The following is an 18,329-nucleotide window of genomic DNA, read 5'->3' on the forward strand; positions in this document are numbered from 1 at the left end:
CCCCGGGCCCCCGGCGCCCCGCCGGCGGCGGCGGGGGGGGCGCGCGGGGGGGCCCCCCCGGGCGCCGGGGGGGCCGGCCGCGGCGTCGAGCGCGGCCACGCCGGTCGCCTCGTCGCCGTCGGCGACCGTGGCGATCTGCGCTCCGGTCGCCGGATCGACGACCGGCATGGTCGCCGCGCTCGGCACCCAGCGCCCATCGAGGAACTGGGCGACCGGAAGGTCGGTGTGGGTCATCATGCCTCCGTGGCCGGGTCGAAGATGATCACCTGACGCACCGCGGCGCCGTCGGCGAGCTGATCCATCGCCTCGTTGAGGTCGTCCAGACCGATGCGGGCCGAGATCAGCTTCTCGACCGGCAGCCTGCCCGCACGCCACATCTGCTCGTATCGAGGGATGTCGCGTGCGGGGACGGCCGAGCCGAGATAGCTCCCGACGACGGTGCGGGCCTGCGCGGTGAGTGTCAGCGGTGAGAGAGTGGCCGTGGCCGACGGGGCGGGCAGTCCCACGGTCACGGTCGTTCCGCCAGGAGCCGTTGCGAGGAAGGCCGTCTCGAAGGCGGCCGGGTGACCGGCGCACTCGATCACGTAGCGCGCCTGAATGCCTTGCGCCGCCACCTGTTCCGGTGTGTAGGTCTCGGTGGCTCCGAGATCGCGGGCAGCGGCGAGCTTGGCGGGCAGCCGGTCGACCGCCACGATGCGCCGCACCCCGATCGCGGCCGCGGTGAGCAGCGCGGCCATGCCGACCCCGCCGAGCCCGACCACCATCAGATCGTCCTCGGGCGCCGGATCGGCGACATTGAGCACGGCGCCGCCCCCGGTGAGGACGGCGCAGCCCAGCAGCGCCGCGACCTCCGGTGGCACGTCGTGGCCCACCGGCACGACGGAGGCCTGATCGATCACCGCGTGCGTGGCGAAGCCGGAGACGCCGAGATGATGGCGCACGGGCCTGCCGTCCCTGCTCAGCCTGCCGGGGTGGTGCAGGAGTTCGCCCGCCGTGTTCGCCCTGGTCCCCTCGGTGCACGGCAGCTGTCCACCGCGCGCGCACGCCGCGCAGCGCTCGCAGCGCGGCAGGAACGACATGACCACGCGGTCACCGACGGCGAGGTCGTCGACCTGGTCACCGAGGGCCGCCACGATGCCCGCCGCCTCGTGCCCGAGCAGCATGGGCAGCGGCCGCACCCGATTGCCGTCGACCACACTGAGATCGGAGTGGCACACCCCGGCCGCCTCGATCCGCACCAGTACCTCGGTCGGGCCCGGCTCGTCGAGTTCGAGGTCGTACACCCCGATCGGACGCGACGACGCGAAGGGTCGCGGCCGATCGTGGTGGTCGAGGACCGCGCCGCGGATGCGCATCAGATCGCCGCTTCCGCGTGCCCACCCGGCGCGCTCACCAGGGCGCGCAGGTGATCGCTCTGATCGCCCAGGGTGTGTTCGATGGTGCTGAGCCGGGCGGTGTAGTGGCCGACCGGGTATTCGGCCGTCATGCCGATGCCGCCGTGCAGCTGGATCGCCTCCTGGCCGATGTGCTTGCCGGAGCGGTCGATGCGCCGTTTCGCGCGCGAGGCCACCGTGGCATCGACGACCCCGTCGGCCAGCGACATCGCCGCGTACAGGCTCATGCTGCGGGCCAGTTCCAGCGAGACGTACATGTCGGCCGCGCGGTGGGTGAGCGACTGGAAGGTGCGCAGCGCGACGCCGAACTGCTTGCGGGTCTTCAGATATTCGGTGGTGAGGCGCAGCGCCTCGGCCATCGCGCCGACCGCTTCGGCGCCGAGCGCGGCCTGGCTGGTGATCACCGCTTCGTCGATGACGGCACCGGCGTCGAGGGCGGTACCGAGCACTGTGCCTGCGGCGCCGCGGAATTCGATGTCGGCGCCGCGATGACCGTCGTAGGCGCGGTAGGCACTCCGCACGACCGCCGCGTCCGTGGCGTCGACGAGGAACAGCGCGGTCTCACCGGTCGGGACCGCGGCGGAGACGATCAGCTGGTCGGCCCGATCACCGCCGGGCACCAGGCTCTTGCGCCCGGTCAGTGCCCACCGGTCGCCGTCGGCGACGGCCAGGGTGCGCGGCTCCGGATACGGCCAGCGCACGCCCGGTTCGGCATGGGCGAAGGCGAACAGCCGCTCGCCGTCGACGATGCCCGGCAGCAGGGCGGCGCGCTGATCCGGCGTGCCCGCCCGGCCGATGAGCAACGCGGGCAGCAGGGCACAGTCGAAGACCGGTTCCGGCGCCAGCGCACGGCCGAGCTCCTCCATGGCCAGCAGGGTCTCGATGGGGCCGCCGCCGATGCCGCCGTCCTCGCTCGACACGGTGAGCCCGAGCAGGCCGATCTCGGCGAAGGCCGACCACACCTTCGGATCCCAGCCGGGATCGTCGGCGATGACCGCCGCGCGGTGCTCGGGGGTGTAATGGCGGGTCAGCACGCTGCGCACGGTGTCACGCAGCATCGTCTGCTCAGGGGTGAAGGTGAAATCCATGGCGGTTGCTCACAGTCCGAGGATCGTGGAGGCGATGATGGTGCGCTGCACTTCGTTCGACCCTCCGTAGATGGAAGTCTTGCGGTAGTTCAGGTATCCGGCGAGCGCGCGACGCGACCAGTCGTCGGTCTCCCCCACCCTGGCGACGGCGGCGGGGCCGGCGATGTCGACGAACAGCTCGGTGACGGCCTGCTGCAGTTCGGTGCCGCGCAGTTTGAGGATCGAGGAGACGGGGTTCGGGGCGCCGTCGCTCGAGCTCGCCGCCACCCGCAGCTGCACCAGTTCCAGTGCCAGCAGCTCGTTGTCGAGGTCGGCGATGCGGGCGGCGAAGGCCGGGTCGTCGAGGAGCGTCCCCGCGCCGAGCGCGGTGCGGGCGGCGTATTCCTTCGCCAGCTCGAGGCGGACCTTGGTCTGCCCGACCGCGGCGATGCCCGTGCGCTCGTTGCCGAGCAGGAACTTGGCGTAGGTCCAGCCGTGGTTCTCCTGGCCGACGAGCTGATCGGCCGGGACGCGCACGTTCTCCAGGAACACCTCGTTGACCTCGAAGCCGCCGTCGATCAGCTCGATCGGCCGCACCGTCACGCCGGGCGTGTCCATCGGGAACAGCAGCATCGAGATGCCGGCCTGCTTCTTCGGCGCGGCCGGGTCGGTGCGGACCAGGCAGAACATCCAGTCCGCGCTCTGGGCCGCGGTGGTCCAGGTCTTCTGCCCGTTGACGATGTAGTCGTCGCCGTCGCGGACCGCGACCGTGCGCAGCGAGGCCAGGTCGGATCCGGCGTCGGGCTCGGAGAAGCCCTGGCACCACCAGATGTCGAGGTTCGCCGTCGCGGGCAGGAAGCGGGCCTTCAGCTCGGGCGAACCGAACTCGGCGAGGACCGGGCCGATCATGTTGGCGTTGAAGGTGAGCGGTTCCGGCACCGAAGCCAGCTGCAGTTCGTGGTGCCAGATGTGGTGCTGCACGGGCGACCAGTCGCGCCCACCCCACTCCACGGGCCAGTTCGGGACCGCCAGCCCGGCGGCGTTGAGGATCCGCTGGGTGGTGACGTAGTCGTCCTTGCTGAGTTCGTGCATGTGCCGCTGCCGCTCGCGGATGTCCGCGGGGATCTCACGGCGGAAGAAGGCGCGCAGCTCGTCGCGGAAGGCGAGCTCGTCCTCGGTGAAGGCCAGTTGCATGGTCCGGTATGTTACACAGAGTCACCTGTGTATCAAATGGAAGCGGGAATCGGCCCATGAGCAGTTCCGTCAGGACGGCCGGATGCGATGTCCAGCGCGGTCGTCTCCTCGCCGCCGCCCGGACGGCGTTCACCGCGCACGGCTACCACGGCACCACGATGGACACGGTGTGCGCGGTCGCCGAAGTCACCAAACCCGTGCTGTACCGGCACTTTCCGACCAAGACCGCGCTCTACCGCGCGGTGGTGCTGAATTACCTGGACACGCTCGGGCACCGCCTGCGCGAGGCCGCCGAGGCCGCCACCACCGGGTCCGACCGGGTCCGCGGCACCGTGGAGATCCTGTTCGACCTCGTCGGAAGCGGACCGCACTCCACCCCGGATCTGGTGTTCGGCTCCACCGCCGTCGGCGACTACGCGGTCGAGGCCGACATCGCCGCCGCCCGAGCCGGATTCATGACCGCGCTGGCCGCGCACCTGCACCCGCGCGACACCGGCCCCGAGCGATCCCGCCTCCGCGCCGCCGGCCTCGTCGGCGCGACCCTGGCGGCGGCTTCCGAATGGCATCGCCTGGGCCGCCCGCTCGCGCGCGAGCCGGCGCTGGACACCCTCGCGGGGTGGTACCGCTCCGGCGATCCGACGCCCGACAGGCCGCGCCGCCTCGCACTCCAGCGGTAGTTCGCCGGTCGGGCTATGCGCGCAGCAGGGCCGCCTGGACGCGACTCAGGCGCTCCACGTCGCCCTGGAAGCCGGCCACGGCGTCGTTGTACAGGAACGCCTCCCACAGCCGGACCAGCGCGTACGCGAGGGTCGCGCGGTCGATCGGCGGCTGGTAGCCCTGCTGCTCCGCGCGCTCGAGCAGACCCTCCACGATCGCGACGGCCGCCGGGTGCACCACCCCGTCGCTGCGGGTGATCAGGCGCAACGCGCCGGTGGATTCCTGATCGAAGTAGGTGCGCAACGAACCGTCGTCGACCAGCCAGTGGATCGCCCGGTCGAGGATTTCTACGATCCGCTCGCCGCCGGTGGTCGTAGCGCGCCGCTCGGCATAGTCCACCATGCGCTCGAGCTGACGCGCCAAAGCGGCGCCGAGCAAACCGTCGCGGGAGCCGAACCATCGGTAGATACTCGTGCGGGCCAGACCGAGTTGCGCGGCAATGGCATTCGCGTCGACCCGCTTGCCGTCCAGGAACGCCGCGATGGCCGCGTCCAGCACGTCGTCACGACTGGCCGCGGCCGGACGCCCTGGTGCTCGGTTTCCTTCGGCGCGTGCCACGCTCGTCAGCATAGGGCGCGCGGTCTGCCGGTTCCCGCGCCGACCTCAGTCGAGGTCGCCCTCGAAGCCCGAGGCCCAGTAGCGGCCGCGCAGTGACAGGTCGCGCAGCATGCCGGTGACCTCCTCGAGCGTCATCGGCCGCGGATCCGACTCCAGCCACCACCGCAGCACCGCCACCTGTTCACCGACCCACGCGCGGGCGAGCACCTCGAGGTCGATGCGAGGGGTCACGCCCTTCGCTTCGGCTCTGGCGGCGAAAATCGTTGCGGCGGCGGCGGTCCGGTCGTCGATGAAGCGACGCAGCGCCCGGCCGTCGCCCTCGCCGCGCAGGATCACGCGGTAGGCGTCGCGTTCCTCGTCGGCGTGCCGGAACATCTCCAGGACCGGCTTGCCGGTGAACCCCACCGACGACGTGGACAGCAGCGCTCGCAGGCGTTCGGCGAGCTCTTCGGTCAGGTCGGTGACGATGCGGTCGAGCAGGTCGTCCTTGTCGGTGTAGTGCGTGTAGAAGGTCGCCCGGCCCAGATCGGCGCGCTCGGTGATGTCCTCGACGGTCACGTTGGCGTACCCGCGCTCGAGGATCAGCGAGATCAGCGCGTCACGCAGGGCACGGCGACTGCGGCGCACACGGCGGTCTTCGGGTGGCAACTCGCGCCCTTTCTCTCCGGAATCCTTCCCGCCGAGCATAGGCGACGTTGACATGCAGCCCGTAATTAGACACCATGCCTAATAACATTCGTCGTGTCGATTTCGGAGCCTTCATGAATCTGGGCCACTATCTGACCCGCAGCGCCACCTACTGGCCCGAGCGGGAAGCGCTGGTTTGCGGACCGGCGCGCTGGACCTACCGACAACTCGAGTCCGAGGCCAACCGGCTGGCCTCGGCGCTGCTGCGCCGCGGCCTCGTGCCGGGCCGCGCGGTCGGCACGTTCGCGGCGAACCGCGGCGAACTGGTGGTCACCGAGATGGCGCTGTCCAAGGGCGGATTCATCCGCGTACCGGTCAACGCGCGCCTCGCCGGGGACGAGCTGACGCACGTCCTGCGCGACGCCGACGTGCGCGTGCTGTTCGTCGACACCGCGCACCTCGACGCGGCCCGCGCCGCGGTCACCGCGGCGGGCACCGACTGCGCGGTGCTCGACTACGAGAGCCCGGACTACCGCGACCTCCTCGACACCGGCACCGAGGAGCCGATCGCCATCGATGTCGACGCCGACGCGCCCGCGGTGCTCAACTACACCTCCGGCTCGACCGGCAGGCTCAAGGCCGCGGTCCAGACCCACGGCAATCGCCTGGCCAACATGCGCAAGCGGCTCATGAGCCCCTCGGGTGCGCCGACACCCGAGGACCGCTACCTGGCGCCCGGTCCCATCACCCACGCCTCCGGCATGGTGCTGCTGTCGCTGCTCGCCCGGGGCGCTGCCGTGGTCGTCCTGCCCGCGTTCGACACCGCGACGTTCCTGCGGACTCTCGAATCCGAGCGCATCACCAGCACTTTCGTGGTGCCGACCATGCTCAACATGCTCATGGGTCACCCGCTGATCACCAAGGTCGACCTGTCGGCCATGCGGACCCTCGGTGTCGGCGGCGCGCCCGTGTCACCGCAGCGACTGCGTGACGCCGTCGAGGTGTTCGGCCCGATCGTCATGCAGGGGTACGGCCTCGGCGAAACCACCAGCGGCATCACGATTCTCACCGCCGAGGACATCGTGCGCGGGATCGACTCCGATCCCGAACTGCTCATGTCGTGTGGCAGGCCGGTGTTCGACACCGAGGTCCGCGTGGTCGACGACGCCGGAACACCGCTGCCCGCCGGACAGATCGGCGAGATCGTGGCGCGCGGCCCGGATTGCGTGCGCGAGTACTGGAACGAGCCCGAACTGTCCGCGCAGACCTTCCGTGACGGCTGGGTGCACACCGGTGACGTGGGCTATTTCCGCGCCGACGGCTATCTGTTCATCGTCGACCGCAAGAAGGACATGATCATCTCGGGCGGCTTCAACATCTACTGCAGCGAGGTGGAGGCAGCGCTCTACGAGCACCCGGGCGTCGTCGAGGCCTGCGTCGTCGGCGTACCCGACGAGCAGTGGGGCGAGGCGGTCAAGGCCGTGGTGGTGGCGCGCCCGGATCGGGCGCCGACCGAACAGGACCTCATCGACCACTGCGCCGCCCGGCTGGCGCGCATGAAGAAACCGCGGTCGGTGGATTTCGTCGCCGCGCTGCCGGTCAACCGCAACGGCAAGATCGATCGCCGCCTCGTCCGCGCCGGCTATTGGGCCGACGCGGACCGGCAGGTCAACTGACACAGGACATTCCGATGACTTTCACGCTCTCCCCCACCTACGACGACAACCCCCGCCTCCAGGACCTCGTCGGCGCGCTGCGCGACTACCTCGACGGCGAACTCGCCGAGTACGAGGCCGGGCTCGGGCTCACCCGCGAGGCGCGCTACGGGCGCGAGGTCCTGCAGCCGGTCTGGCAGCGCAGCCGCGAACTGGGCTTCTACGGCATCCACCTCCCGGCCGAATACGGCGGCCATGGCCTGACCTTCACCGAACTCGCCGCACTCAAGGAGGAGGTCGGCGCCTCGCCGCGGATGTTCGCCACCTCGGTGCTCGGCGACATGGGCGGGCCGCTGCGCGTCGGGTCGATCTTCCAGTACGCCACCCCGCATCAGCTGGAGAAGTACCTGCTGCCGGTCCTGCGGGGCGAACGCGCCTGCTGCTTCTCACTCACCGAGAACGACGCGGGCTCGGATGTGCGCGGCATCCTGACCACCGCCACCCCCGACGGCGACGGCTGGCGCCTCACCGGCCACAAGGTGTTCTCCAGCGCGGGCCCGTTCGCCGACTTCTCGATTCTGGTGGCGCGCATGACCGAGGCCGACGGGACACCGACCGAGACGTTCTCGACCTTCCTCGTCGACCTGGACGCTCCGGGATGCACCGTGGCCGACGGTGATACGCCCATGTCGGGCGAACACATCGAGGCCGACATCATCCTCGACGACTGCTATGTCGGCCCCGAACAGCTGCTCGGCGAACTCGGTCAGGGGCTGCGGATCGGGCTGGGCCGCGTCACCGTCAACCGCCTGCTGCACTGTCCCACCGCGATCGGCGGCGCGCGGCGCGCGCTGGAACTGTCGGTGGGGTACGCGAAGACCCGGCAGGTGAACGGCGCGCCGCTGGGCATGCTGCAGTCGATCCAGCACCGTCTCGCCGACATGGCCGCCGACTACTACGCGGCCCGCGCCATGACCTACGACGCGTTGGCCGCCCTCGACGCCGGGCATCGCCCGCGCACCGAGGCCTTCCTGTGCAAGCTGTTCGTCGCGGAGAAGGCGTTCACCATCGCCGATCACGCGGTGCAGATCCACGGCAAGGCGGGCGTTGTGCGCGGCGGTGAGGTGGAGGGGTTGTTCCAGCGGCTGCGCATGTTCCGCATTCTCACCGGCTCCTCGGAGATCCAGCGCAACGGCATCGCGCGCGAGCTGCTGCTGTCGTGAGCGGGCGACCCGACGACGAGACCGGCCGGGAGCCGGACTACCGGTTCACCCTGGCCAACGAGCGCACCTTCCTGGCCTGGATCCGCACCGCGCTCGGCCTGCTGGCGGGCGGAGTCGCGGTGGCCCACTTCGCCTCGGCGGCAACCGATCCACGCGTGCGCACGGCGGTCGGGGTCCTGTGTGCGGTGCTGGCCTGCGTGATCGCGGTCGGGGCGTTCCGGCAGTGGCGGCGCGTCCAGGCCGCGATGCGCCGCGACGCGCCGCTACCCCGGCCGCCGCTGGTGCCGGTGACCCTGGCCGGGGTGTGCGTGGCGGCCCTGCTCTCGGTCGCGCTGGTCGCCGGATGACCGCGCCGGCAGGCCTGCAACCCGAACGCACGGTGCTCGCCTGGCGCCGCACCGCACTGGCCGCGACCGTGCTGTCGGTCCTGCTCGTCCGCTCGGCGCTCGCGAGCGGCTCCCCGGCAGCGCCGCTCGCCCTCGTCTGCGCGACCGTCACCCTGGTCGCGGTCCTGGTGGCGGCGCGCGAGCGGCACCGCCGTTATCGCGCCGACCCCACCGGCGCGGCGCCCCTCCCCACGGCAGCGGCCGTGACGATCTGCGCGGGCATCGCCGTAACGGCGGGCGCCGTGCTCCCTCTGCTCGTCTGAGCCGAGACTTCCGACAGGAGATTTCGATGACGCAATCCCTCAGCCCGGCGGACATGGTGTGGACCAAGGGCTTCCTCGATCCGGCGCATGTGCGCCGCCATGTCACCACCGTCCGCGAGATGTCGCCGACCCGGGCCGTCTGGCGCGGCACCGGCGCACCCTCGACCCTGCCGGACGCCCCGGCCGACCTCACCGACCTGCCGGTGTCCTGGACCTTCGACCGCACCGTGCCGTTGGGCCAGGCGCTCCGCGAAGCCGAGACGGACGCACTCGTGGTCGTGCATCGCGGGCGCGTGGTCCACGAGCAGTACCTGCACGGATACCGCTCCCACGTCCCGCATCTCACCGCCTCGCTCGCGAAGTCCCTGGTCGGATTGCTCGCGGCACTGCTCGACGAGCAGGGGCAGTTCCAGCGCGGAGACCGGGCGGCGAAGTACCTCCCGGAATTGGCGGGGACGGGCCTGGGTTCGGCGCGGCTGCAGGAACTTCTGCACATGACCACGCGGGTGCGCTTCGGCGGCCGACCGTACGACCGCCTCCTCGAGGCGCATCGGTTCTGGGCCGTGGCCGCGCCCGGGCTGCGCCCCGCGGGCTACAGCGGCGCGCAGACCATCCTCGAACACCTGGCCGCCACCGAGGCCACCGGCGCTTTCGGCACCGAATTCCGGTACGAGAACGCGAATGTGGAGGTCGTGGCCGAGGTCCTGCGCCGTATCACGGGCGTGTCGACGGCCGAGCTGCTCAGCGAACTGGTCTGGTCGCGGATCGGCGCCGCCGAGGACGGCTACTACGTCCTCGACCCCGCGGGAAACGAAATGGCCTGTGGCGGTTTCGCCGCCACCGCCATGGACCTCGCGCGGATCGGCGAGATCCTGCGGTGCGGCGGCGCGCTCGGCGACCGGCAGGTGTTCCCGGAGTCCGTCGTCCGCTCGATCACCGCGGTGCCCGCGGGGCCGACCGAGCGGGTGCGGCTGCCCCGCGACACCTCCGATGCCCCGCCCCGCCTGAGTTATCACGACTTCTGGTGGATCCTCAACGACCCGTACGGCTCCTACCTGGCCAGTGGCATCCACGGCCAGCACCTGTTCGTCTCGCCCGGTCGCGAACTCGTCGTCGTGCATTTCGGCGCGCAGGTGCTCTCGCCGTCGGTGCCGCCCACCCCGCTGGTCGCGGCCTACGCGCAGATCGCCGCCGCGCTCGACACCGACACTCCGGCCTGAGGGGCATCGCCATGACCACTTCGGATTTCGGTGCGCCCGGCGCGCGGCGCCGCCGCGGCAAGAACCTGGCGCTGCTCACCGCCTCTTCGGCGATGGACAACGCCGAGGCCAACGTGACGAGCGTGCTCTTCCCCCTCATGCGCGAGTCGCTCGGGCTCTCCGCCTCGGCGCTGGGCACCATCGTCGCCGTCGGCAAGGCGGTCGGCGTCGTCGCGGGAATCCCCTGGGTCCTGCTGGCCCATCGGTTCCCGCGCAAGACCGTGCTGGCGGTGTGCGCGGGCTTCTGGGGCGTGTGGTCGATGGCCGCGGGCGCGGCGGGCAGCTTCGGCCAGTTCGTCCTGCTCTACGCCATCGCCGCCGCCGGGTTCGCCGGGGCGGGCCCGATCGCGCTGTCGATCCTGGGCGATCTCTACCAGGACAGCCACCGTGGCCGCGCCACCGGAATGCTGTACGGCGGCGTGGCGCTGATCAGCGGCGTCTCGGCGCCGCTGGTCGGGCAGCTGTCCGGCATCGAGGAGGGGTGGCGCTACGGCTTCTATCTCTCCGGCGCCGTGTGTGTGGTGATCGGCGTGCTGATCATGGCCTTTCTGGACGACCCCGCCGCACGACAGCGGCAGGAGGTCGACGTGCCCACCCTCGACCGGATCGAGGACAAGGCACGTGGCCTGACGGAGTCGCTGCGAACCCTGCTCGCGGTGCGCACCTTTCGCTACCTGCTCGTGCAGCGGCTGTTCTCCGGGCAGAACGTGATCATGAGCTTCGGCGCGGTGTTCCTCGTCGAGGAGCGCGGTCTCAGTACCGCCACCGCCTCGGTGATCGCCCTGCCGTTCGCGATCGGCTACATGACGGGGACGTTCGCGGGCGGGCGGGTCAACGACCTCGTGCACCGGCGGCATCCACGGACCGGCCGGGTGGCGATGCTGCAGCTCAGCCAGTTCGGTTTCGCCGGTGTCGCGTTCCTGGCCACCCAGATCGGCTGGCACAGCATCGGCATGTACGCGGCGCTGTTCGGCCTCCTCGGCTTCCTGCAGGGCCAGGTCCCGGTGGTGAACCGCCCGCTGATCATGGCCGTGGTGCCGCCTCCGCTGCGCGGGCTGGCCTTCGCGGTCTCGGTGTCGACCGTCGAGGCACTGGCCTACGCGGGGTACGCGCTGATCGTCGGCAGGCTTGGCGACGCCATCGGCCTGCAGGGCGCGCTGCTGGCCGTCACCGTCGTGCTCACCCTCGCCAACGCGGCGGCCTCGGCCGCCCTGTACCGGCCCTACGCCCAGGACGCGGCGGTGATCACCGCTCGCTGGCCCGAGGCAGCCCCCGCGTCGACCATGCCGCACTGACCGCGGCCACGACACGGCTGCATTTTGTTTAGCGCTAAGGTAAAATGGTCGACGCGGACATCCCACGTCGACCAACCGAAAGTGAGCACGCCATGACCGAGGTCTCGGCTCAGCATCCCTACAGCCCCGCCGTCGTAGCGAGCGGATTGGCGTTCGTCTCCGGCGCGTTGTCCATCGACGCGGACGGTGTCGCGGTGCCGGGACGGATGGCGGCGCTCGACGCCGCGGTGGACCGGATGTGCGAGCGGCTCGCGACGGTCGGTGGCGAACTGGACGATGTGGTCAAGCTGACCTACTACGTCACCGACCTGTCGTTGCGCGAGGAGGCCAATCGCCAGTTCGAGCGGCTCTTCGCCGAGCCGCGCCCGGCGCGGACCTTCCTCGAGGTGAGCAGCCTGCCTACGGCGCGACGGCCGAACTCGACGCCGTAGCCCGCGTCGCGGACACCGGCCGGCGGACCGCGGACGCGTAGTCTGGCAGTCATCTTGGCGCTCAGGTTGTCAGGTAGGCCCGGATGAAGAGGAGTTCGTGTGGCACGCGAGGCAGTTCCCGCGCAAGACGCCGTCGATGACATCGTGCGTCAGTGGGCGGGTCAGTGGCCCGGCCTCGACGTGTCCCCGCTCGAGGTCTTCGGCCGGCTGCACCGCAGCTACCTGCGCTACCAGGCCTCGCTCGCCGCCGTCTTCGACGCGCACGACATCAATATGGCGTCCTTCGATGTCCTTGCGGCACTGCGCCGTTCGGGCCCGCCGTTCCGGATGACCTCCGGCCAGCTCGCCGAGATGTCGCTGGTGACCACCGGCGGCATCACGCTGCGGGTCGACCGCCTGGAGAAGGCGGGACTGGTCACCCGGGTGCGCGACACCGAGGATCGCCGCGTGGTCTACGCCCAGCTCACCGACGCGGGGCTGCGGGTGATCGAGAACGCGGCGCTCGAGCACTTCGCGAACGAAGCCAGGATGCTGGCCGGGCTCAGCCCGGAGCAGCGCGACCAGCTGGCCGGACTGCTGCGCGTGCTCGAGCACTCGATCGAGACGAGCGAATCCACTCGTTCGCAACAGCATTCGGCCTAGCCGGTCGCGCGTTCGCTACACCAGCGCCGGTTCCGCGGGCGCCATCGCCGCGGCCTGCTGCTCGGCCTGCGCGCGGTAGAGCCGGCGCAGCCGGACGACGCCCAGATCGTGCTGGTACAGGTTCTCGGCCTGATCGGCGTCCTCGGCCATGCCCTCGAGCATCACCCGGTCCTGTTCCAGCACCACCCAGTGCCGCTCCTCGAGCGTGGTGCGGTAGAGGAATCGCCAGACATCGCGTTCCCAGCCCGTGACGCGGCGGTACCGCCAGAAGAACACCGCGGTGGTGTGCGCGTCGATCGGGGTGCCCATGCCGACGATGCCGAACGGACCGCCGGGTCCGGCCGTCGCCGGGTACGGGATCTCCAGGTCGACCCAGTCGGCGCCGGTGCGGCAGAACTCGACCCAGTCGAAGTTGACGCCGCGCTGGTCGGTCTTCTCGAAGAAGAAGCCGCGGTCGGTCTCGCGGATCCGGAACCGGGCCGAGGTCTCCCCGCCCGACATGGAATGCGATTCGCGATGCAGGAACGCGCCGTGCATGGGATCGAGCAGGTTCTCCAGGGTGAAGCGCCACGGCGCCTGCCACTCGGCGTAGCAGAGGAACGCCGAAACCCCGTCGTCGACCAGCGGATCGGGCAGACGCAGCGGCACGGGTTCGGCCTGCGGGTCGGTGCCGAACCAGGCGAGGATCGCGCCGCCGACCTCCCGCACGGGCAGGCTGGTGACCAGCGCCTTGCCCTCGAGATTGCAGCCGGGCATGCCGGGCACCGACACGACCGTGCCGGTGCCGTCGACCTGGACACCGTGGTACTTGCACGCGATCCGGTCGCCGAGGTGCTGGCCCTGCGAGAGCGGGGCGCCGCGGTGCGGGCACCGGTCGGCCAGCATCCGGACGGTGCCGTCGGACTGCCGGTACAGCAGCCAGTCCTCGCCGAGGCGGGTGACCCGGCGCATGCCGCCGCGTGCGACGAAGTGCGACGGGCACACCGCGTGCCACTGATCGCGCATGCCGGTCGCGAAGATCTGTTCGCTGGTGAGCGGGCCGCGGGTGCGTACGTTCGCCATCAGTGTGCTCCCATCCTGGCGATCTCGGTGGTGAAGGATTCGGTGGTCCACGGCCGGCCGTCGGGGCCGTGGATGCCGCGTCGGTTGAGACCGTCGACGAGCTCCTCGAGCCCGTGACCGCCCTCGCCGAACACCTCCTCGATCGCGCCGGCGAGCTTCAGCTCGTACGGGGTGGGCGCCCCCGAACGGGACTGGTGTTCCACGAGATACAGACTCATCGGGTTCCTCCTACAGGTCGAGTACGAGCTCGTCGGTGCGTGCTCGCGAGACGCAGATCATGACGGTCTTGCCGGAGCTCTGTTCGGCGCTCGACAGCACCGAGTCCCGGTGGTCCGGCACGCCCCCCAGCACCCGGGTCTCGCAGCTGCCGCACATGCCCTCCCGGCACGAGTTGGGCAGGTTCATCCCGGCGCCTTCGAGCGCGTCGAGGATGGAGGTGTCCGGCGCGGCGGTGACGCTGATCCCCGAGCGCCCGCATACCACCCGGATCGGGCGATCGGCATCGCCGTCCGCCTCCGCCGCACGGGCTTTCGGCGTGAAACGCTCGAGCTGGACCGCGCCCTCGGGCCAGTCGGCGGCGAGCCGTTCGACCGCGGCGAGCAGGCCCTCCGGGCCACAGGTGTAGACGAGGGTGTCGGCGCGCGGCGTCGCGAGCAGCGCAGGCAGGTCGAGGGTGCCCTCGCGATCCTCGCTGACGATGTGGACGCGGTCCCCGAATCGGTGCAGTTCATCGAGGAAGGCCATGCTCTCGCGGGAACGGCCACCGTAGTGCAGCTCCCAGTCGGCGCCGCGCCGTTCCGCCTCGCCGATCATCGCCAGGATCGGGGTGATCCCGATGCCCCCGGCGACGAACAGGAACTTCGGCGCGTCGAGCAGCTCGAAGTTGTTGCGCGGCTTGCCGACCGGGATCCGCTGGCCGGGGCGCAGGGCCTCGTGCACATGCCGCGAGCCGCCGCGACCCGCGGGGTCGCGCAGCACGGCGATGCGATAGCCGGTCTTGTCGTCGGGGTCGCCACACAGCGAGTACTGCCGCACGAGGCCGTTGCCGAGGTGCAGGTCGAGGTGCGCCCCTGGCGTCCAGGGGGCGACGGTGGCGCCGTCGCCGTGCTCGAGCCGCACCGACAGCACGTCGTGCGACTCCCACCGCATCTGGCGGACCAACAGCTCGACGGTTCCCGTTTCGAGTTTCATCGCCGCTACCTCCCTCGGCAGTTTGTTCAGTGCTCAATAGTTTAGCGCTAAGGTGTAATGGGCGCCACAGTCCAGCGGAACTTTTTCGCGAGCCGTCGCGGACACGCGAACGGCGGCGAGGACCGGGATCGGCCCGGGCCCTCGCCGCCGTCGGGCGCGAGCTAGCGCGCGCTGGTCCCCGGCACGGTCACCGGCGGGGTGAACGGTGCGGGCATCTCGCCATAGGCGGCGAGATCCACCTCGACGATCACCGGGCCGCGCACCGCCACGGCGGCCGCGAGCACCGAATGCGCCTGCGCGGCACCGGAGATCCGCTGATACGGCACCCCGATGGACTGGGCCAGCAGCGCGAAGTCGGGGGTGACGAGGTCGACGGCGTAGGTTTGCTGACCACCCCCCTTCTGCATGTTGCGCAGCACCCCGTAGCCACCGTCGTTGCAGACCAGCAGCACCAGCCACGGCTTCTCCTGCGCCATGGTGAGCAGCTCGCCGAAGTGCACGGCCAAGCCGCCGTCGCCGACGAGCCCGAGCGTCGGCCTGGTCTCGTCGGCCAGTGCCGCGCCGATCGCCATGCCGAGGCCCTGCCCGATGCCGCCCCCACGGGGGAAGACATTGGACTTCGGGTCGTGGATCGGCAGCAGCCGGTTGCCCCACGAGCTGGACGCGATGGTCACGTCCCTGGCGATCACCGAGTCCAGCGGAAGAACGGCCCGGACCGCGTCCGAGAGCGCCGCGTGGTCGCCGAGGCCCGCGCGCTGTTTCGCGCGCACCTGCTCGCGGGTGTCGCGGGCGCGCTGGGTCCAGTCGCGGTCGGCGGCGCCAAGGTCGGCGGACAGCAGCGCGCCCAGGAACTCACCGATCTCGGCGACGACCCCGGCCTGGGCGGGGTACACGCGGCCGATGGCCCGTTCGTCGAGGTCGACCTGCACGTGCGCGGCGGGCACCGGCATCGAGTAGTCGCCGGTCTCGTTGGACCGGAAATGGGTGCCCAGCGAGAGCAGCACGTCGGCGTCGGCGAGCAGCGCTCGGCCCAGCGGCGAGTTGGCGTAGTTGCCGACGCACTGCGGGTGGTCCTCGGCGACGGCGCCACGGCCGGAGTTGCTGGTGAGCAGCGCGGCGCCCCATCGCTCGACCAGCTCGGTGAGCTGCGGACCGGCCTGTGCCACGCCGCCGCCCGCCCAGATCACCGGGCGCCGCGCGCCGCGCAGCAGGTCGACCGCCGCGGCGACCCGGGCGGGGTCGGCCGGGTCCGGCGCGGCGACCACGAGCCGCTGCGGGGTGACGGTCTGCGCGGCGTACTGCAGATCGATCGGCCATTCGATGCTCACCGGCCCGCTCGGCTTCTCGAGCGCCCTGGCGATGCCGTCGCGCAGCACCTTGGCCGCGCTGTCGGCGTCGAGAATCGTCGCCGCGTAGGCGGAGACGGCCGTGAGCATGCCGAGCTGGTCCTTGGTCTCGTGGATGAAGCCGCGCCCCGAGCCCAGGTACCGGCTCTCGACATTGCCGGTCACGTGCAGCACCGAGGTGCCGGCGCTGAGCGACTCGATGAGCGAGCCCGCCGCGTTGCCCGCACCGGTGCCGGTGCTGGTGAGCGCGCAGCCCAGACCGCCGGTGGCTCTGGCGTAGCCGTCGGCGGCGCTCACCGCGGTGGCCTCGTGGCGCACGGGCACGAACCGCAACTGCTCGCTGACCGCGCGCACGAGCGGCTGGTTGTGCACGCTGACGATGCCGAACACGGTGTCCACGCCTGCCTCGCGCAGCACCTGGACGAGCAGGTCACCGCCGTTGCCGGTGATCTCGGAGCTCATGATGGGGTTCCCTTCGTTCTCAGACATAACGCGCCACTCCCCCGTCCACTTCGACGGTGGTGCCGGTGACGTAGGACGCGCGGGGCGAGAGCAGCGTCGCGATGATGGCGGCGACCTCGTCGGCGCGGCCGAACCGGCCGAGGCCGACCCCGCGATCCGCGGCGATCTCGGCTTCCCACGCGGCGAAACTCGCCGCGGACCCGGATTCCTCGTAGCGGCGGCGCCACTGTCCGGTGTCGACGAGGCCAAGGGCCACCGAATTCACTCGCACCCCGCGCCCGGCCAGTTCGAGCGACAGTGATTTGCTCAGGTTCAGCAGCCCGGCCCTGGCCGCGCTGGTGGTGACCAGGCGGGGCTCGGGCTGGCGGGCCAGCACCGCGTTGATGTTCACGATGGCGGCCACCGGGGACGCGGTCAGGTGGGGCAGGGCCGCGTCGACGGTGTTGAGGACACTGGCGAACTTCAGGTCGAGTTCGTCGCGCCAGTCGTCGAGGGTGACCTGCTCGCGCGGCTTCATCCGGGACCCGCCCGCGTTGTTGACCAGGCCGTCGAGCCCGCCGAACTTCTCGGCGGCCGCCGCGACCAGCCGCTGCACGGCGGCGGTCTCGCGGACATCGCACGCCGCCGCGAGCACCCGTTCGGCCGCACCGAACGGCGCCAGCGCCGCGTCGAGGCGTTCTCGATCGCGAGCGCAGGTGACGACGTTGGCGCCCTCGCCGAGCAGCAGTTCCACCGTGGCGAGCCCGATGCCGGAACTGCCACCGGTGACCAGGTAGGTGCGGTCTTTCATCTGCAGGTCCATCGGCGGATTCCTCTGCGGTGTCGGGGTTTTCAGTGGACGTGGCTGGTCAGTGCAGGACGAAGCCGCCGTTGACCACCAGCTGCTGGCCGGTGATGTAGGCGGCCTCCGGCCCCATCAGGAACGCGACGGCGCCGACCAGATCCGCGGGCTGCTGTGGACGCGGCAGCGCCCGGTTGAGGCGGTAGAGCTCGTGGCGGTGCTCCGGCACCATGGCCGCGGACTCCGATTCGGTGAGGCCCGGCGAGACCGTGTTCACGGTGATGCCGTACTGGCCGAGATCACGCGACATGGTCCTGGTCAGCGCCGCCACCCCGCCCTTGGACGCGATGTAGTGCGCGAGCCGTGGCGAGCCGTACAGTGCGGCATCGGAGCCGATGGTGACGATCCGGCCGTCGCCGTGGTCGATGAGCGCGGGCACCAGGGCCCGGCACACCAGGAAGGTGCCGCGCAGGTTCACGGTCAGCACCCGATCCCAGTCGTCCACGGCCAGTTCGTGCACCGCCTTGCCGCCGACGCCGTCGGCGAGGGCGGCGTTGTTCACCAGTCCGTAGATCGGCCCGTCGGCGGTGACGGTGTCGGCCATCGCCTTGACCGATTCGGCCGAGCGCAGGTCGACCTCGACGAAGCGGGCGTCCATCCCGGCCGCCGCGAGCTCGGCCGCGGCGGGCGCCCCCCCCGCCGGGCGGCGGGGGGGGGCGCCCCCGCGCCCCCCCCCCCCCGCCCCCCCGCGCGGCCGGGCCCCCCCCCCCCCCCCG

Annotated in this window: 19 protein-coding genes and 2 pseudogenes; 9 read left to right on the top strand and 12 right to left on the bottom strand. The window is 71.3% G+C overall.

Annotated elements, in window-relative coordinates; genetic code table 11:
• From QH270_RS27485 to QH270_RS27500, 4 genes and pseudogenes are all read right to left on the bottom strand, one after another.
• A pseudogene (locus tag QH270_RS27485) lies at window positions 1-234 on the bottom strand (hypothetical protein); the annotation flags it as partial.
• Complete coding sequence (locus tag QH270_RS27490; protein ID WP_280346952.1) at window positions 234-1,355, bottom strand: alcohol dehydrogenase catalytic domain-containing protein; 1,122 nt, start codon at window positions 1,353-1,355, stop codon at window positions 234-236. The gene QH270_RS27490 and the pseudogene QH270_RS27485, both read right to left, overlap by 1 nt.
• On the bottom strand, window positions 1,355-2,482 hold the full coding sequence (locus QH270_RS27495; protein ID WP_280346953.1) for an acyl-CoA dehydrogenase family protein: 1,128 nt from the start codon (window positions 2,480-2,482) through the stop codon (window positions 1,355-1,357). The genes QH270_RS27490 and QH270_RS27495 overlap by 1 nt, the downstream gene beginning before the upstream one ends.
• 9 nt (window positions 2,483-2,491) lie before the next feature.
• Complete coding sequence (locus tag QH270_RS27500) at window positions 2,492-3,655, bottom strand: acyl-CoA dehydrogenase family protein (RefSeq protein ID WP_280346954.1); 1,164 nt, start codon at window positions 3,653-3,655, stop codon at window positions 2,492-2,494.
• Between the two features lie 56 nt (window positions 3,656-3,711).
• Between QH270_RS27500 and QH270_RS27505 the strand changes: the two genes are divergently transcribed.
• Window positions 3,712-4,332: a TetR/AcrR family transcriptional regulator gene (locus QH270_RS27505; protein WP_280346955.1), complete on the top strand. Its 621-nt coding sequence runs from the start codon at window positions 3,712-3,714 to the stop codon at window positions 4,330-4,332.
• Between the two features lie 13 nt (window positions 4,333-4,345).
• Here QH270_RS27505 and QH270_RS27510 read toward each other — a convergent pair whose 3' ends face one another.
• Complete coding sequence (locus tag QH270_RS27510) at window positions 4,346-4,930, bottom strand: QsdR family transcriptional regulator (protein WP_280346956.1); 585 nt, start codon at window positions 4,928-4,930, stop codon at window positions 4,346-4,348.
• A gap of 45 nt (window positions 4,931-4,975) precedes the next feature.
• Window positions 4,976-5,617 (bottom strand): TetR/AcrR family transcriptional regulator, encoded by a 642-nt coding sequence (locus QH270_RS27515; protein WP_432420439.1) that lies wholly within the window; start codon window positions 5,615-5,617, stop codon window positions 4,976-4,978.
• Window positions 5,618-5,691: 74 nt separating this feature from the next.
• Between QH270_RS27515 and QH270_RS27520 the strand changes: the two genes are divergently transcribed.
• From QH270_RS27520 to QH270_RS27555, 8 genes and pseudogenes are all read left to right on the top strand, one after another.
• The gene (locus QH270_RS27520) at window positions 5,692-7,233 is read left to right on the top strand and encodes an acyl-CoA synthetase (RefSeq protein WP_280346958.1); all 1,542 of its coding nucleotides are present in this window, start codon (window positions 5,692-5,694) and stop codon (window positions 7,231-7,233) included.
• A 14-nt stretch (window positions 7,234-7,247) separates the two neighbouring features.
• Window positions 7,248-8,435, top strand: a complete 1,188-nt coding sequence (locus tag QH270_RS27525; RefSeq protein ID WP_280346959.1) for an acyl-CoA dehydrogenase family protein — start codon at window positions 7,248-7,250, stop codon at window positions 8,433-8,435.
• Window positions 8,432-8,782, top strand: coding sequence for a YidH family protein (locus tag QH270_RS27530; protein WP_280346960.1), 351 nt, complete (start codon window positions 8,432-8,434; stop codon window positions 8,780-8,782). The genes QH270_RS27525 and QH270_RS27530 overlap by 4 nt, the downstream gene beginning before the upstream one ends.
• A complete protein-coding gene (locus QH270_RS27535; RefSeq protein WP_280346961.1) occupies window positions 8,779-9,084 on the top strand; it encodes a DUF202 domain-containing protein in 306 nt (101 codons plus the stop codon). The genes QH270_RS27530 and QH270_RS27535 overlap by 4 nt, the downstream gene beginning before the upstream one ends.
• Before the next feature lie 26 nt (window positions 9,085-9,110).
• Window positions 9,111-10,304 (top strand): serine hydrolase domain-containing protein, encoded by a 1,194-nt coding sequence (locus tag QH270_RS27540; RefSeq protein WP_280346962.1) that lies wholly within the window; start codon window positions 9,111-9,113, stop codon window positions 10,302-10,304.
• Between the two features lie 11 nt (window positions 10,305-10,315).
• On the top strand, window positions 10,316-11,638 hold the full coding sequence (locus QH270_RS27545) for an MFS transporter (RefSeq protein ID WP_280346963.1): 1,323 nt from the start codon (window positions 10,316-10,318) through the stop codon (window positions 11,636-11,638).
• A 92-nt stretch (window positions 11,639-11,730) separates the two neighbouring features.
• Window positions 11,731-12,110: pseudogene (locus QH270_RS27550) on the top strand (RidA family protein).
• Between the two features lie 58 nt (window positions 12,111-12,168).
• Window positions 12,169-12,711, top strand: coding sequence for a MarR family winged helix-turn-helix transcriptional regulator (locus QH270_RS27555; protein WP_280346964.1), 543 nt, complete (start codon window positions 12,169-12,171; stop codon window positions 12,709-12,711).
• A gap of 15 nt (window positions 12,712-12,726) precedes the next feature.
• Here the strand turns inward: QH270_RS27555 and QH270_RS27560 are convergent, their stop codons facing one another.
• The 6 genes from QH270_RS27560 to QH270_RS27585 form a co-directional block, all read right to left on the bottom strand.
• Entirely contained in the window at window positions 12,727-13,773 is a 1,047-nt protein-coding gene (locus QH270_RS27560) for an aromatic ring-hydroxylating dioxygenase subunit alpha (protein WP_280346965.1), read from the bottom strand.
• Entirely contained in the window at window positions 13,773-13,991 is a 219-nt protein-coding gene (locus QH270_RS27565; protein WP_280346966.1) for a recombinase-like helix-turn-helix domain-containing protein, read from the bottom strand. The genes QH270_RS27560 and QH270_RS27565 overlap by 1 nt, the downstream gene beginning before the upstream one ends.
• A 10-nt stretch (window positions 13,992-14,001) precedes the next feature.
• Entirely contained in the window at window positions 14,002-14,964 is a 963-nt protein-coding gene (locus tag QH270_RS27570; protein ID WP_280346967.1) for a PDR/VanB family oxidoreductase, read from the bottom strand.
• A gap of 161 nt (window positions 14,965-15,125) precedes the next feature.
• A complete protein-coding gene (locus QH270_RS27575) occupies window positions 15,126-16,772 on the bottom strand; it encodes a thiamine pyrophosphate-binding protein (protein WP_280346968.1) in 1,647 nt (548 codons plus the stop codon).
• Between the two features lie 19 nt (window positions 16,773-16,791).
• Window positions 16,792-17,574: an SDR family oxidoreductase gene (locus QH270_RS27580; protein ID WP_280346969.1), complete on the bottom strand. Its 783-nt coding sequence runs from the start codon at window positions 17,572-17,574 to the stop codon at window positions 16,792-16,794.
• A 46-nt stretch (window positions 17,575-17,620) separates the two neighbouring features.
• Window positions 17,621-18,329 (bottom strand): SDR family oxidoreductase (locus QH270_RS27585; protein WP_280346970.1); only part of this gene is annotated, 709 nt, incomplete at its 5' end.

It is taken from the genome of Nocardia neocaledoniensis (genome assembly GCF_029868625.1).
Classification (GTDB): domain Bacteria; phylum Actinomycetota; class Actinomycetes; order Mycobacteriales; family Mycobacteriaceae; genus Nocardia; species Nocardia neocaledoniensis_A.

Bases quoted from the DNA above. Each gene is read 5' to 3' on its own strand.
- QH270_RS27490 (WP_280346952.1), bottom strand. From the start codon at position 1,355: ATGCGCATCCGCGGCGCGGTCCTCGACCACCACGATCGGCCGCGACCC.
- QH270_RS27495 (WP_280346953.1), bottom strand. From the start codon at position 2,482: ATGGATTTCACCTTCACCCCTGAGCAGACGATGCTGCGTGACACCGTG.
- QH270_RS27500 (WP_280346954.1), bottom strand. From the start codon at position 3,655: ATGCAACTGGCCTTCACCGAGGACGAGCTCGCCTTCCGCGACGAGCTG.
- QH270_RS27505 (WP_280346955.1), top strand. From the start codon at position 3,712: ATGAGCAGTTCCGTCAGGACGGCCGGATGCGATGTCCAGCGCGGTCGT.
- QH270_RS27515 (WP_432420439.1), bottom strand. From the start codon at position 5,617: ATGCTCGGCGGGAAGGATTCCGGAGAGAAAGGGCGCGAGTTGCCACCC.
- QH270_RS27520 (WP_280346958.1), top strand. From the start codon at position 5,692: ATGAATCTGGGCCACTATCTGACCCGCAGCGCCACCTACTGGCCCGAG.
- QH270_RS27525 (WP_280346959.1), top strand. From the start codon at position 7,248: ATGACTTTCACGCTCTCCCCCACCTACGACGACAACCCCCGCCTCCAG.
- QH270_RS27535 (WP_280346961.1), top strand. From the start codon at position 8,779: ATGACCGCGCCGGCAGGCCTGCAACCCGAACGCACGGTGCTCGCCTGG.
- QH270_RS27540 (WP_280346962.1), top strand. From the start codon at position 9,111: ATGACGCAATCCCTCAGCCCGGCGGACATGGTGTGGACCAAGGGCTTC.
- QH270_RS27545 (WP_280346963.1), top strand. From the start codon at position 10,316: ATGACCACTTCGGATTTCGGTGCGCCCGGCGCGCGGCGCCGCCGCGGC.
- QH270_RS27560 (WP_280346965.1), bottom strand. From the start codon at position 13,773: ATGGCGAACGTACGCACCCGCGGCCCGCTCACCAGCGAACAGATCTTC.
- QH270_RS27565 (WP_280346966.1), bottom strand. From the start codon at position 13,991: ATGAGTCTGTATCTCGTGGAACACCAGTCCCGTTCGGGGGCGCCCACC.
- QH270_RS27570 (WP_280346967.1), bottom strand. From the start codon at position 14,964: ATGAAACTCGAAACGGGAACCGTCGAGCTGTTGGTCCGCCAGATGCGG.
- QH270_RS27575 (WP_280346968.1), bottom strand. From the start codon at position 16,772: ATGAGCTCCGAGATCACCGGCAACGGCGGTGACCTGCTCGTCCAGGTG.
- QH270_RS27580 (WP_280346969.1), bottom strand. From the start codon at position 17,574: ATGGACCTGCAGATGAAAGACCGCACCTACCTGGTCACCGGTGGCAGT.